The sequence below is a fragment of the Pseudoalteromonas sp. T1lg65 genome (assembly GCF_051930985.1).
GTDB lineage: Bacteria > Pseudomonadota > Gammaproteobacteria > Enterobacterales > Alteromonadaceae > Pseudoalteromonas.
Genome location: NZ_CP196837.1, coordinates 167,495 through 182,168, shown reverse-complemented (window position 1 = coordinate 182,168; position 14,674 = coordinate 167,495). Strand labels below are relative to the sequence as shown.

At 41.7% G+C, this 14,674-nt stretch carries 10 protein-coding genes; 5 read left to right on the top strand and 5 right to left on the bottom strand.

Annotated features, from left to right (window positions below; translation table 11 throughout):
* The first annotated feature begins 43 nt into the window (after positions 1-43).
* From ACSLBF_RS00795 to ACSLBF_RS00780, 4 genes are all read left to right on the top strand, one after another.
* Positions 44-658 (top strand): methylthioribulose 1-phosphate dehydratase, encoded by a 615-nt coding sequence (locus ACSLBF_RS00795; protein WP_440054749.1) that lies wholly within the window; start codon positions 44-46, stop codon positions 656-658.
* Positions 655-1,341, top strand: a complete 687-nt coding sequence (gene mtnC / locus ACSLBF_RS00790) for an acireductone synthase (protein ID WP_440054748.1) — start codon at positions 655-657, stop codon at positions 1,339-1,341. Before ACSLBF_RS00795 ends, mtnC begins: the two co-directional genes overlap by 4 nt.
* Positions 1,338-1,880, top strand: a complete 543-nt coding sequence (locus ACSLBF_RS00785) for a 1,2-dihydroxy-3-keto-5-methylthiopentene dioxygenase (protein WP_440054747.1) — start codon at positions 1,338-1,340, stop codon at positions 1,878-1,880. The genes mtnC and ACSLBF_RS00785 overlap by 4 nt, the downstream gene beginning before the upstream one ends.
* A gap of 167 nt (positions 1,881-2,047) precedes the next feature.
* Positions 2,048-4,216, top strand: a complete 2,169-nt coding sequence (locus ACSLBF_RS00780; protein ID WP_440054746.1) for a winged helix-turn-helix domain-containing protein — start codon at positions 2,048-2,050, stop codon at positions 4,214-4,216.
* Positions 4,217-4,292: 76 nt separating this feature from the next.
* Here the strand turns inward: ACSLBF_RS00780 and ACSLBF_RS00775 are convergent, their stop codons facing one another.
* The 4 genes from ACSLBF_RS00775 to mtnA form a co-directional block, all read right to left on the bottom strand.
* Positions 4,293-7,127 (bottom strand): M16 family metallopeptidase, encoded by a 2,835-nt coding sequence (locus ACSLBF_RS00775; RefSeq protein WP_440054745.1) that lies wholly within the window; start codon positions 7,125-7,127, stop codon positions 4,293-4,295.
* A 13-nt stretch (positions 7,128-7,140) separates the two neighbouring features.
* Positions 7,141-7,344: a hypothetical protein gene (locus tag ACSLBF_RS00770; protein WP_440054744.1), complete on the bottom strand. Its 204-nt coding sequence runs from the start codon at positions 7,342-7,344 to the stop codon at positions 7,141-7,143.
* 740 nt (positions 7,345-8,084) lie between these two features.
* On the bottom strand, positions 8,085-10,043 hold the full coding sequence (locus ACSLBF_RS00765; RefSeq protein WP_440054743.1) for an alpha/beta hydrolase family protein: 1,959 nt from the start codon (positions 10,041-10,043) through the stop codon (positions 8,085-8,087).
* Positions 10,044-10,137: 94 nt separating this feature from the next.
* A complete protein-coding gene (gene mtnA, locus ACSLBF_RS00760) occupies positions 10,138-11,166 on the bottom strand; it encodes an S-methyl-5-thioribose-1-phosphate isomerase (RefSeq protein ID WP_440054742.1) in 1,029 nt (342 codons plus the stop codon).
* A 119-nt stretch (positions 11,167-11,285) separates the two neighbouring features.
* On the opposite strand from mtnA, the gene mtnK reads away from it, so the two are divergent.
* Positions 11,286-12,512 (top strand): S-methyl-5-thioribose kinase, encoded by a 1,227-nt coding sequence (mtnK, locus tag ACSLBF_RS00755; RefSeq protein WP_440054741.1) that lies wholly within the window; start codon positions 11,286-11,288, stop codon positions 12,510-12,512.
* Between the two features lie 75 nt (positions 12,513-12,587).
* Here the strand turns inward: mtnK and ACSLBF_RS00750 are convergent, their stop codons facing one another.
* Positions 12,588-14,306, bottom strand: a complete 1,719-nt coding sequence (locus ACSLBF_RS00750; RefSeq protein WP_440056171.1) for a DUF885 domain-containing protein — start codon at positions 14,304-14,306, stop codon at positions 12,588-12,590.
* Positions 14,307-14,674: the final 368 nt, after the last annotated feature.

Genomic DNA, 14,674 nt, shown 5'->3' with positions numbered 1-14,674 from the left:
TAGATGTATAGCCGTCCAAAAGATTTTATATTAGGTCTAGCGCATGCAAACACAAGACGCCAAACTCGCCCTCATTGAAACCGGAGCCTGGATAGCACAACAAGGCTGGGTTCCGGCAACAGGAGGCAACTTCTCTATCAAAACAGAAACTGGTTTTGTTGTCACTGCCAGTGGCTTTGATAAAGGCAATTTAAATCCAGAGCAATTTCTGGAATTGAGCCCAACAGGACAGATTCAAGCTGGCACTGGAAGGCCTTCCGCCGAAACTGAGCTTCATTTAAAGCTTTATAAACTATGTCCACATGCTCGCTGTGTTTTACATACTCATTCAATCTCAGCAACTGTGCTATCTCGCGTGGTAGAGGGAAACTGTTTGCACATTGAAGGTTATGAAATGCAAAAATCCCTGTCTGGTATCGAGTCCCATAAGCAAGCATTGCAGCTACCGATTTTCGACAATGATCAGAATATCGCTCAGTTAGCAGAACAAGTAGCGAACCACCATATCGACTTGCCTATTCATCATGGCGTGCTAATACGAGGTCATGGTCTGTATGCATTTGGCCGCACGGTTCAAGAAGCTCGGCGTCACATTGAAGGGCTTGAGTTTTTATTCGCCTGTGAATTAGAAAGAATCAAACTAATGAGGTCGTTATGATCAAAGCCATTCTTACCGATATTGAAGGGACGATTACGCGTATTTCTTTTGTTAAAGAGGTGTTGTTTCCCTATGCAAAGCAGCATTTGCCACAATTTATTCGTGAACATCACCAAGATGAACTTGTAAATGTGCAAATCGCAGCGGTTCGTCATGAATTGAATAATCAACAAGCAAGCTTAGAGCAAGTCATCGCGGCATTGTTACACTGGATAGAAACCGATCAAAAAGTCACACCTCTCAAACAATTACAAGGTTTAGTTTGGCAGTTTGGCTACGAAAATGGTGATTTCAAAGGACACCTTTATCCGGATGCATTTCAGTTTTTACAACAGCAAAACCAACAAGGCCGAGCGCTTTATGTGTATTCTTCCGGATCGGTTAAAGCACAACAGTTATTGTTTGCTCATTCTGACTATGGCGATATCCGTGACCTGTTTAGTGATTACTTTGATACCCGAGTCGGTGCTAAGCAGGAAGTTCAGTCTTACTTGACTATCATAGAAAGCATCCCCTTCAGTGCAGATGAAGTGCTTTTTTTGAGCGACATCGTTGCAGAATTAGATGCCGCCAAACAAGCCGGTATGAAAACCTTGCAGCTGTGGCGAGACAACCAACAAGACTCACCAATACACCCCAAAATAGACAGGTTTAGCCAATACAACGAGGAGCTAGTGCAATGAGTCAATTAGCGGTTTTTAAAGAACAAAGCCCTACTCAAGCGGTACTAAACACCAACGAGCAAGCCGTTATTAGCTCAGAACTAAGTAAAGTCGGCGTACGATTTGAACAATGGCAAACCACGACAGAAATCACCACTGATATGACCCAAGATGATATTCTTTCTGCCTATCAAGCAGATATAAAGCGGTTACAAACCGAGGGTGGATATCAGACTGTAGACGTTATCTCATTGGCAAAAGGTAACCCGAGTGCATCTCAGTTAAGAGCAAAGTTTTTATTTGAACACACTCATAGCGAAGACGAAGTACGTTTTTTTGTCAAAGGACAAGGTCTATTTTGCTTACACATAAACGCGTTTGTTTATCAGGTCCTTTGCCAACAAGGTGATCTGATCTCAGTTCCGATGAATACACCGCATTGGTTTGATATGGGTAGTGATCCCGAATTTACCGCTATTCGACTTTTCAATAATGAGCAAGGGTGGGTTGCAAAAAGTACAGAATCAAATATTGCGGAGCGGTTTCCTCTGCTTGACTAAAACCGGAAAACTACCAGCTGTGAAATCGATTTACGTGTAGCAAAAATAAGTACGTTGCTTTTTGTTACACGTTTTTACATTAGAGCAATAAAGTTGTCTTCCCCACATCAACTTTTTGGTATGATCGCAGCCAATTTCTGGAAGTAAATTGTGTAGTAAGGGTTTCCATGAGCGCAGTCACGGGTGCAGGTGAGCAACAAACTATTGAAATTGGCGTGTGGCAACTTGATATAAAAACGCGCACGCTTTGTGATGGTAACGAGTCAAAGACACTAGATCCAACCCTATTTCAGATTTTATATTTCCTTATTGAAAATAAAGGTAATATTGTCACACGTCAGGAATTGAGTCTGTATGTATGGCAACAAGAAGAGATGGACAATAGTGTCATCAACCGAGCCATTTTTGATTTAAGAAAAGCACTCAGTAGTCCAAAGCAGTCAAGCGAACTCATCAAAACACATTACCGCAAAGGTTATAGCCTAGCAATTGATACAACCGCAAAGCAAAAGCAGCCTGTAGAACAGCAAAGCTCATTAAACGCCAATAAGAAGAATAAGCACAAATGGGCATTGACGCTGATTAGCTTGTGTATTTTGCTACTATTGGGCTCTGTTTACAGCTGGTACGACTTTCAACTTGCCCCAACTCAGCCAGATATCGTAACACCTAGTCCCGCGCAGCTTGAAGTTGAATTAACCCCGCAACCCTTTTCTTGGGTAAGAGGACTGCATACATTCATGCAGTTAACCCCAGATAGTAAACAAGTAGCCTACTCCATATATCCTCAATTAATCTCGGAGGGTGAAATTGGGCAAGTCAGAATGGTTTCTCTTGATAGCCAACAAGATATTGAGCTGAATATACCTGGTGAAGGACGGGTGCTGGGCTGGGATGCTAGTGGTAAAATCCTCTACTCGCGTAACTATGTCTTGATGCCAAATAGAGACATTAAAACATGTGAATACATGAGGACTCGGCTAGAGCCAGCAACCAACCCTATTTCAGAAACACTCTTTGCCTGTGACGAAACGAAAGTTATTAGTAACATATTCAGCTTTAATGAAGATCAACTGATTTATAGCAAACCATATATCGAGGGGTTAGAAGAGTTACTCGCTATACACAAGTATGACGTAAAAACCAAATCCGAAATCCGCCTTACCACGCCGGGTAGTGCCGGAGAAGGTGACTCCTTAATCAACATTTTGCCCGAAACACAACAGGTGCTATTCGAGCGAGTAAACCTGACTAATTACCAGCTAATGCTAACCAGTAAGTCGGGACATAACCTAATTACATTGGCTGAAACAGATTATAGGATTTGGGTAGCTGTACATCACCAGCCGAGTAATTCTATTTTATGGTACAACCGTAAACAACAAACAATAGAGCGCGTCTCCTTGACTACGCTCGAACGACTACCCTCTATAAAAGCCCCTATTCAAGAATCGTCTTATGTTTTCCCGCTGTCAAAAGATCAGCTATTGACAGCGACTTACCCCTTTTATAACGATAGTTACTCCTTTGATATTAAAAATAAAAGAATTGACGCATTCGCAAGGCCCGCGATAAATGAAACGGACCTTTTTTATATCGGTGACAACCAATATTTATTTAACGACGACACCTTTGTTGACAATAGTGAAGCGCTAGTTCAGCGTATTATTAAGGGCGTTTATTCTGGAAGTGTTGCCGCCCTAAAAGGATATGAGGTGTTGGATGTAGATATAAAAAACAGTCATATACTTGTGCAAAATAAAGTTGATCACAGTTTACGGCTTATTGATTTGACAACTTTTGACACAATTTCCCATTTTCCACAAAGTTACATGATCAGTAGTGCACGAATTAACAATGAGTTAGCCATTATTGTTTCAGAAAATAAAATGACTGGAGCAAGTGAGTTACAACTACTCCATATGCCAGAGCAAAAGCTCCAAGAAATCACTGGTATAAGTCACGTTAGCCAAGCTGACTGGCTCAATAACGAGGAAATTGTCATTTTAACGCTCGAAGGCAAACTGTACACATACAATGCGCTAACAAAACAAATTACAGAAGTAAGCAGTTTTCCTTTAATGCAAGCATCGATAACGCGTTCACTCCGATTAACGCTAGCCGCTGGGGATGACCATTTTTATACCCTCTCTTCGAATACTATTTACCAGTGGAGCAAAAACGCTCCGAATGAATTAACTAAAGTACTCGAAATGGAGGACGTCGACAAAGCACCAGGCTATTTTTTTGGGTTAACTTACCAAGAAGGTAAGCTATTGTTTTCCGTTCTACACAGAAAAGAGAATCATTTAGTACTGTATACTCACCAAGAGTAGCTAAATCAGAAGAAAAAAGGCGAGCCTACGCTCGCCTTTGGTATCTTTTAAATGGTTGGAAAATTGGTTGCTTTAACTATAAAAGTTGAACTTTAAAGCCATTCTTCTCAAGTTGCGGTACTAGGGTATTTTTATCACCAACAACTAAATACAGCATGTTGTCATTATCAACATATTGCTTGATCAAATTATCTAACTCATGCTTTGAAACCGACTCTACAATCTTACTTCTTGTTTTAACAATACTTTGGTCCGCATCATGTTTCATCATGGTTGCAAAGAAGCCTACTTTTGCCGCTGGCGTCTCATATTTTAGTGCATCACCCTGATTGACAGCCGCGCGTGTGAACGCGATTTCTTGTTGAGTTAAGCCTGATTTTTGCAGCTTTGCTATTTCGTTTTGAATTTCAAGTATCGCATCCGCAGTATTTTCAGTCTTTATGCCTGCTTTCAACACATAGCGCCCGATATCACCGTAACTTCTAAATCTTCCCCATACGGAATAAGTGTAACCCTTGTCTTCTCGCAGATTTTGCATTATTCGACCATTAAAAGAGTCTGAAAATGCAAAGCTAGCCAGGTTAGCTTTAAAGAAAGGCCCCGTAAGATCAGGCTTCATTGCAGGCGCAGCGACTCGTAATTGGACCTGTGCAGCATTTGGTTTATCAACTACATAAATTACATTGGTTTGATATTGCGCAATACTAGCCTTCGCTTTAGGCAAGCTCGGCTTGCCTTGCCAATTCGAAAAAGTATTCGCTAATTTAGGCTTAAGCATTTTCATGTCTAAGCTAGATACGACAGCTAACTTTGCTCCCAATGGCTTGATTTGGTTTGCATAATACGATTTCACCTGTTCTAGTGTGATACTTTGTAAGCTTTCTAGTGAAGAAAATGCAGCCTTGCTGTAATTACCTGAAGCGAACTGCAGTTTATTTAGTGTGCTATCCGCAATATAGTTCGGCTCATTTTCTTGGTGCTGAATGAGTTGTAAATATTGACCTTTCACTCTCATAAAGTCTTGTTCTGAGAATTTCGGCTGAAGTAACTTCTCAGCTAACACTGCCAGCGTGGCATCAAGGTTTTTAGACATCGCAGAAACTGTGAATTCGATATATTCACTATCCAAGTTTGTCGAGATAGTCGCTCCAAGTCTGGCTAACTGCTTCGCCAGTTCCTCTGTTGAGCTTTGCGTTGTTGCTTCATTCAACATACTTGCTGTGACTCTCGCTACACCACTTTGTCCTGCGGGATCGTACAGTCTTCCGGCTGGAATATATAATGACAGTGTCGTGGTCGGCGTTTCTGTTGATTGCGCGCCCATTATAGCCAAACCATTGTTGAGTTCTGTTTGCCAAACGTCAGGAACATGGATGGCTTTCGCTTTCCCTGCTTGGGGCTGAATGCTACGATCAAAAGTGTCCTTCACTTCTGGTAACTTAACTTCTGCAACTTGCATCTCATCGTTTTTCGACGGTACAAAGAAAGTCGGTTTAAAATTATCCTCTTGTGCCACTGCATCTGGCTGGCCTTTAGGCACGATACTCACTACCGCTGCTGGCTTATCTTTAATATATTGACTGTAAACACGTTTGACATCGTTAACGGTTAAACCACGGAGCGCATTGAGTTGCTTTTGTAATCTTTTGGTATCGTTGAAAAATGTTTCGAAGGCAGCCAAAGTTGCCACTTTACCTTGAACACTTTGTAAGCTTCTCACCACTTCAGCTTCAGTTTTCGCTTGGTAAAACTGAATATCAGACTCGTCTAGTTCTTTTTCAATAAAATGGGCAACTTCTGCATCAAAAATTGCTTCCATGTCCTTAAGCGTTTTACCTGAAACAGGATGTGGTAACGCCAAATACAGCATTTCACACGCCAATTCTCTGCAATTGTGAGCAGTTTGTACCTGAAGCGCACGCTGTGAATTCACTAGGGATTTGTACAACACAGATGATTGACCTTCACCAATAAAGTAGGCCAGTGCATCTAATGCAACTTGATCGCGGTGACCATCATACACCGTCGGGTAAGCTTTCGCTAACAACGGAAACTGTACGTTGTCTTGTAAAGAAACATACCGACTTGATGCTAGATTAGCAGGCTGTTTTTGAGCAGGTTCAATGTGATCACCTTTTGGTATGCTGCCAAAATACTTTTTCACGAGAGGTAATACTTGCTCAGCCTTAACATCTCCACCAATCGTTAAAGTCGCGTTGTTTGGCCCATACCATTTTTTAAAGAAGGCTTTTAAATCTTGCGCACTGGCACGATTTAAATCAGACATATAGCCTATAACAGACCAGGAATACGGATGACCGTAGTCATACAGTGTTTGCCCAATAGTTTCCATTAAACGACCGTAAGGTACATTGTCAACATCCTTACCTCGCTCGTTTTTAACTGCTTCACGTTGGATTTCGAACTTCTCTTGGGTGATCCCCTGCGCAAAAAAGCCCATTCTATCGGCTTCTAACCATAGCATTTTTTCTAACTGGTTAGAGGGTACCGTTTGATAATAGTTGGTTCTATCGTTATTAGTTGTACCATTAAGTTCACCACCAGACTCAGTAACTACTTTAAAGTGTTCTTCATCGGCAACGTTCTTAGAGCCTTGAAACATCATATGTTCAAATAAATGGGCATAGCCCGACTTACCTAACTCTTCTCTGGCCGAGCCAACATGATATGTCACATCTACATGCACCAACGGATCAGAATTGTCCTCGTGAATGATCAGAGTCAGGCCATTTTCTAATTCATACTTTTTATAAGCAATAGCCAGCTCAGTGGGTTGAACATCCACTTGCTCGACTAACTTTATACCGGTCGATTGTGCTGACATGTTTTGACTACAACCAGAAACTGCCGCCGACACAATAAGGGCAACAAGTGTTTTGCTTAACTTCATCGCTAGACTCCAATTATTTACAGTATGTTAAATCGCCGCCTAAAGGCTGTTCATTCGTTGCCTGAAAATGCTGCTGGCAAGATTTTCCTTGTGCAGATACTTTATGGCTCGACTCCGTTTGAGCTTTCCCTGCGATGATGTTGCTGCTTATTTCCATGCTGTAATCTGCAATTACCGTCGCTAACATTAAAAACATGGCTGTAAGGTTTAGGTTCATCGTTTATTCCTCTTTGTTCACAATATCCCAAGTTTGTGAAGTACACGTTAGCCACTTAAATCACAGTGGAGGCATCAGCATCTCCAATAGCAGAAGTACTTCACGCTAATCTACGACACAGAATATAAGAGCAACCTAGTTGTGTCGCTTACCTAGCTATGATGAATATATTTAATTTAAAAATATAAACATACCAAATAAAAACAAAGACTTGAGATTTAATGAGTTTTTCTTCAGAATATTCCCTTGGGTCTAAAAAACTCAGCAAAACAAATTAACCACATGATATATATGCTTTTTAATTTAATTTTCCGGTTTTTTCTCAGAAGAAGACCGTAAGTCTGGAATATCACACTCATACAATGCGCCATAAGAATTCTGTAATTGTTGTAATCATTCGCAAACTGAGCTAACCAAAACAATAATAAAAAGTCAAAAATAAACATTAAAAACATAAGCTTAATTATATTTAAGTTCTAATTTCTAACACTGGGAAACATTATCAGCGATCTACTTTGATCAGGGAGCAGGTATTTACGGCCTGAAAAGCCAACAAGAAGTCAAGAACGATATAGCTGAGAGATATGCATGTTCAGCATAGGAGGCGAATATGCGTAGTAATAACAAACCGCATAATATTACAGGTTTTTATAGGCACCCCTTCGCCTACAAAATACGATTTTTATACGCAAAAAAGGCAGCTATTCGCTGCCTCTTTCTGAACCCATATACGTAACTTGCTATAAGTTGAGATGTTTATCTAGAAACTTCAATATATTCTGATAGTATTTTTGACGATGCTCAGGTTTGTAGAAACCATGCCCCTCATCTTCTAACAGGTGATACACATATTCCTTCTTGGCTTTATCCAACGCTGCAATTAACGATTCAGCCTGTTCAATCGGCGCTCTTTCATCTTCACCACCGTGAACAATCATTACCGGAATCTTCAACTTATCGACATTATAGCTCGGTGAGAAAGCCTTCAGTTGTGCTTGGTCTTGGCCTAGTACCGTTTTCAAGAAAGCTTGGCCTGCTCTACGTTCAGCCACATCACCCTCTTCAAACATCAGCGGTAAGTCATAAACCCCAACAACGCCAATGGCACATTTAAACAAGTTAGGTTCAAGAATCGCACTTTGTAACGCTGAATAGCCACCAAAACTGGATCCCATAATACACATTCTGTTTTTATCCGCGATACCTTGGTCAATGAGATATTGAACACCGTCAATGATGTCATACTGGATTTCCTTACCCCACTTGCGGTAGCCTGCTTCCTCAAAAGCACTGCCATAACCACCTGAGCCGCGGAAATTAACTTGCAACACCGCAATGCCTCGGCTTGCGAGCAACTGCACTTCAGGATCAAACTGCCAATAGTCCCTAGGACCGTGAGGACCACCATGTGGCATCACCACTAGCGGTAAGTCTTTATCGGCTTTACCATAAGGCTTGGTTAGGTAGCCATGAATAGTCAACCCATCACGTGTCTTGTATTTAATTGGCTCCATAGAAGACATTTGGTTTGGATCAATCCAGTTACGACTTGAGGTAATATATTGAAGACTCTTATTTTTATTATCATAGAGATAGTAGCGACCAGGGTTAATATCGCTGTGTGCATACACTAGCAGTTTTTCACCGTCCTTTGTAGCACTGACAATTTGAACTTGGTTACCCGGCAATGATTCAAGGAAAGATTTCAGTTGGTTGCTCAACGCTGCACTTTCTTGTGTGAAGATGTATGTCGGGTAGCCTGGGTCTAATTCTATTGCGAATAAATTTTTATCTACCGGATCAGTCCAAAGCTGCTTTGGATCCACTTCTTTATCTTGATAAATTGTATCCAATTCACCTGACTTCAGATTCAAAATGTGAACGCCTCTAGGTTCGCCTTGTGTCGAACCAGAGACATACACAGACTGACCTGATTTATCAAAGCCATGTAACTGCATATCATAAAACCGTTGCGGTAACTTCAGTTCTTGCCACTCTCCATGCTCTTTACCTCTTAAATAAATCGAAGCAGAAATGTAATCATCACTAGATATTGCAGCACGAACGTTACCCTCATGATCGGTCAAGAAACTGCCGCGAGAACGAGGTGAGCCTATGACTCTCTTTCTCGCCCCACTGTTAACATCAACTTCATAAACCACCGTCGTCGGTTCTGAACTACCTGACCAGGGGATTGTAGAGATAAGCATCTTGTCTTCATCGTGCACTAACGGATCGAGCACGTAAGAAGTACCGTTTAAAGGCGTTGCCTTTTTAAGACGAGAACCAGTTTGCATCTCTCCCTTATAACCAACCAAATATTTGCCTCGAGTACCATCAAAGTTAACTCCCAATAACTCGCCATAGTACTCAGGATGAGATTTCCAGCCCCGAATATATTGCTTTTCTAACACAATTCGCTCATCGTTTACCCAGTGATAGTCACCAACTTGACCATTACTATCAAAGCGCACTGCGTGGAGTAATTTGAACCCATCTATTTTCATTATAAGAAGAGCATTTTTCCCATCTGCTTTGGAGATAAAGCTAAGGTATTCACCAGTGGGAGAAAGCTTCATATCGGTAAATTCTTCACCTTTACTAAAGTGTTCAATAGGGATTAAATTTTGTTTCTTCGCCGCGAAGCTAAAAAATGCTGAAAAAAGCAACAGAAAGGTGGTAATTCGTTTTACTATCATCCTGACCCGAGTCCTAGTTTCTCTAAATTTGAAACGACGAATATACCGCAAAAGTGAGTGTTAATTCAATGTGAAATAGGTACAGGTGGCATATCTATTTCACTTCTGATAAAACACCTTGTTCCACGTCTGAATGATCAAACAATCCGATGTCTAACACCCACCCAGTCACCAGGTTTGCAGGTGTTACATCAAATGCTGGGTTATATATTTGTGCGTTTGTAGGTGCCCATTGACACGCACCAAAGCTGCCACTAACACCCGAAACTTCACGAGGATCTCGTTGCTCAATCGGTATCGCTGCACCATTCTCACAGTGCTTATCTACCGTAGTGACAGGTGCTACGACATAAAAAGGGATATCATGATGACGTGCCAGCACAGCTAGGTTGTAGGTACCCACTTTGTTTGCAAAATCGCCATTGGCGGCGATTCTATCTGCACCGACGAAAATCTTATCCACTTTACCAGATGCCATTAAACTTGCGGCCATATTGTCACAGATTAACGTATAAGGGATATGCCATACATCCAACTCGTATGCCGTTAGCCGACCTCCTTGTAACAACGGTCTGGTTTCATCAACCCATACATGGATGTTACCCCTATGCTGCTGCGCGGCATGATGTATTACACCTAATGCGGTTCCCACACCAGCTGTCGCCAAAGCTCCGGTGTTACAATGAGTAAGGATATTATCACCAGCATTAACTAATGCCGCACCGATCGTCGCCATTTTGTCGCATAACTGTTCATCTTCTTCAAACAACTGCTCTGCTGTCGCTATTACCTTTTGCTGCCATACCTCGGACTGAAGCGCTTGTCGCATCGCTGCCATGCAATGCATCAAGTTCACAGCGGTTGGCCTTGTCGCTTCTAATTTATCGACCGCTTGAAGCAATTCGGCTTTTGTCGCACCTTGCTCTGCCAAGTAACCGACCAGAATCGCTGCAGCAAGTCCAATCAAAGGCGCCCCTCTCACTTTCAAAGACAAAATCAATTCGCACATATCTTCAACAGTTCGACATTCATGCCAAACTTCTTGATGAGGCAATAAGTATTGATCTAACACCAAAACATTACCGGCTTGATACTTCAAACTGCGAGCGATGAGTTCTTTCATAGTGGACTGGTTCCTCTTAGATGATTGGCATATTTTACAGCATAAGAAAAAGAAGTATAGACATCTAAACATTTAAAAATATAGAATGCTATACATCAATTTTTGTTGGGTGCAAGCATATGTCTGAATACGTCATATTTGATAATGAAAAAGTGATTGAATACATAAAAAAAGTCGGTTCATTTTTTGATAATGATGCGGTGATATCCAGCAATGAATTCGGTGATGGTAATCTAAACTTGGTATTTCGCGTACAAGACACGGGCGGCAATAGCATTATTGTTAAACAAGCGTTACCCTATGCTCGTTGTGTTGGCGAAAGCTGGCCATTGACTCTGGATCGAGCCAGAATTGAAGCTAATGTATTGAAACGCCATGCCGCCGTATGTCCGGCAAATACCGCTAAGGTTTTACATCATGACAGCACATTAGCCGTCACTGTATTAGAGGACTTAGGGCAGTTGCAAATTCTCCGCTCAGCCCTTAATAAAGCACAAACGTTCACTAATCTAGGTAGAGACATTGCGCACTACTTAGCGAGAACGAGTTTTTATCACTCCAGCTTTTATCTCTCTCCGACAAACAAAAAAGCGCTCGTCACAGAGTTCACAAATCCCGAACTATGCGCCATTACTGAAGACTTATTCTTTGATGATCCGTACCGACAGAGTGAACGAAACCAATATCCGCAAGCACTAGAAAGCCATGTCGCCAAATTGCGTAATAATGTGCCTTTATTGCTAGAAATTGCCAAGCTCAAAGCAAAGTTTTTAACCGCTTCTGAGGCTTTGTTACACGGTGATATTCATACAGGTAGCATCTTTGTCGGTACCCATGAAACCAAGGTGATAGACCCTGAATTTGGCTTTTTTGGCCCTATTGGTTTTGATTTAGGCTCTTTTATCGGCAATTTACTTCTAAACTATTGTGCACAACAAGGTCGGATAAAAGCGCTTCCACAACGGCGCAAAATGCAGATCTACTTACTCGACACCATCTCAGTGTGTTTGCGAGAGTTTTACGTCAATTGGCTTAGTCTTGCTCAGCAAGATACCAAAGATCTGGCCCTACAAGCTTCAGGATTTGCAGAGCACTTTTTAATCTCAGTACTTCAAGACAGCGTGGGTTACTGCGGTAGTGAGCTGATCCGTCGAACCATAGGTCTAGCTCATGTTGCCGACATTGACGAAATCGAAGATGAGCAAACTCGATTATTGGTACAGCAACAAGCGCTGTTGCTAGGAGAGCAACAAGCGCTGTTGCTAGGAGAGCAACTGATCCTGAACGCTAAAAACTGCCAATCCGTTGAGGACATCTACCAGTTAATCATCGGCTCTGTGCAATAGTTTGCGCGGTTGAAAATCACATTAGGTCGCTCAAAACATCCCAATCAATGGTGGACATTTTGAGCGACAATACGATTACCTTTTTGCTTTCTCTGCTTGAATATATTTATCAATCTGTGCTTCAAGTACATATAGTGGCACCGAGCCGCTTTTTAACACTTGATAATGAAATTCTCTGATATCAAAATCCTCACCTAGAGCTTGTTCTGCTTTTTTACGCAATCGCTTAATCGTCAATTCACCGATTTTGTATGACAACGCTTGGGCAGGCCAAGAAATATAGCGATCGGTTTCAGTTTTTACGTTATGCAGCGACAAAGCGGTATTGTCTTTCATAAAATTCATCGCTCGCTCACGACTCCAACCAAACATGTGCATGCCAGTATCAACGACAAGTCTAGCAGCTCTCCACATCTCGTAAGTTAAGCGGCCAAAATCACGGTAAGGGTCCTGATAAAAACCCGCTTCAATACCTAAATATTCGGAGTATAATCCCCAACCTTCGCCAAAAGCTGAGATATACTCATTTCTTCGGTAATCAGGCAAATGCTCAAGCTCGGCATTTAAGGCAATCTGCAGGTGATGCCCAGGCACTGCTTCATGCAATGTTAACGCTTCTAATACATACAGAGGACGTTTGTCTAAAGCATACGTATTCACCCAATAATAGCCAGCTTCGGTATCGTTGCGCGGCCCTAAGTATCGGCCAGTGGTGTATTTAGGAGCAATGCTTTCTGGAACAGGAGCAACCCCATACGGCTGTCTTGGTAAGGTATGGAAAAGCATGGGTAACTTAGCATCCATTTTTTTGGCAATGAACGACGCTTCCTTGAGCAACTCCTCTGGCGTTTTTGCATAAAACTGAGGATCTGTTCTTAAGAAATGTACAAAATCAGCAAACGAGCCTGTAAAACCCACCTTTTCAATGATCTCTTCCATTTCTCCACGTATTCGCGCAACTTCTTGTAAACCAAGCTCATGAATTGCTTTCGCTGTCATCTCTGTCGTGGTGTAGTACTTAGCACGATTGGCGTAAAATGCTCGACCATTTGGAACACTTGAAATAGCGATATTCTCTCTCGCTGCTGGGCGATATTCATTTACAAAAAAATCTCGATATTGACGATATGAGGCTATGACTTGACCAGCAATGATGTTTTTCGCCTTTTCTTGTAGTTGCTTAAATTCACTTTCAGGTATGCCGGCTTGGTTCTCTTTAAACGGAGCAAAAAACTCAGATTGCGTGACATCATCGACGATAAAAGCTTCGATAGAGCTTTCATACCCCTCTAATACCACCTTAGGTTGCGTCCAGCCTGTTTCTATGCCTTTTCTCATCCAAGCAATATTCTGGGCGAAAAAACGCGGAGTCTGCGCAAGTCTAGCCAGATAGAGCTCATACCCGTCGCGTTTATTAAAGTTGTGCGCACTAATGTAAAATGCCAGCTCTGAATGGAAGCCATATTCCGAAGTCAAGGGCATATAGTGGCTGTTGAATTGATACTCATCCACCTTATTTTGAATTTGAGCTCGCAAGATAGCCAAGTTAATCTGGTTTTCGTCGCTAAGTTGTGATTTTTCCAAATTATCTAGTCGTTCAAGAAAACTGACTCGCTGTAAATTCACATCCGTAAGGTAGTCGGCTGTCAAGTTGGGCAACAAATACGCTTCATCAGGCTGTGAGCGACCGTAAGCATTTTGCTGTCCTCTAAACGCCATAATTTGCTGAGCGATTTCACTAAATTGTTGATCATGGTCAACTGAGGTTGTTACACATCCAGCCATCGAAAACATCAAGCCAAGCGCCAAGCTTGTATGAATTCCCCAACGTTTAATTTTTAATTTTAGCACTCTAGCTTCCTCATTCTTTTGATCATATCAATGGGTATAAACGTCTAACATCGTTGACGTGTGACCGTTAAGTATTTGTGTTTACAACAGTCAAATTGAATAAGCTCAATCTCGTTAGCAACACTGTGTAAACTCCCAACAAGCCCACTTCTGTAATAACAGTTGCCATCAGTGACGAGTTTGTCACTGAGCTCCCCAAAAGCGAGAAATTAATATCCAAGATACAGTTGGAAAACAAATCGTAAACGAGGAGACTCATCTATCCACGAGTGCACGCTAAGCAAGCTTAAGCTTAGATGCAACTTAAATCG

Coding starts and splice junctions, on each gene's coding strand:
- mtnA (WP_440054742.1), bottom strand. CDS start 11,166: ATGAAAGAACTCATCGCTCGCAGTTTGAAGTATCAAGCCGGTAATGTT.
- mtnC (WP_440054748.1), top strand. CDS start 655: ATGATCAAAGCCATTCTTACCGATATTGAAGGGACGATTACGCGTATT.
- ACSLBF_RS00770 (WP_440054744.1), bottom strand. CDS start 7,344: ATGAACCTAAACCTTACAGCCATGTTTTTAATGTTAGCGACGGTAATT.
- ACSLBF_RS00765 (WP_440054743.1), bottom strand. CDS start 10,043: ATGATAGTAAAACGAATTACCACCTTTCTGTTGCTTTTTTCAGCATTT.
- mtnK (WP_440054741.1), top strand. CDS start 11,286: ATGTCTGAATACGTCATATTTGATAATGAAAAAGTGATTGAATACATA.
- ACSLBF_RS00785 (WP_440054747.1), top strand. CDS start 1,338: ATGAGTCAATTAGCGGTTTTTAAAGAACAAAGCCCTACTCAAGCGGTA.
- ACSLBF_RS00780 (WP_440054746.1), top strand. CDS start 2,048: ATGAGCGCAGTCACGGGTGCAGGTGAGCAACAAACTATTGAAATTGGC.
- ACSLBF_RS00750 (WP_440056171.1), bottom strand. CDS start 14,306: ATGTTTTCGATGGCTGGATGTGTAACAACCTCAGTTGACCATGATCAA.
- ACSLBF_RS00795 (WP_440054749.1), top strand. CDS start 44: ATGCAAACACAAGACGCCAAACTCGCCCTCATTGAAACCGGAGCCTGG.
- ACSLBF_RS00775 (WP_440054745.1), bottom strand. CDS start 7,127: ATGAAGTTAAGCAAAACACTTGTTGCCCTTATTGTGTCGGCGGCAGTT.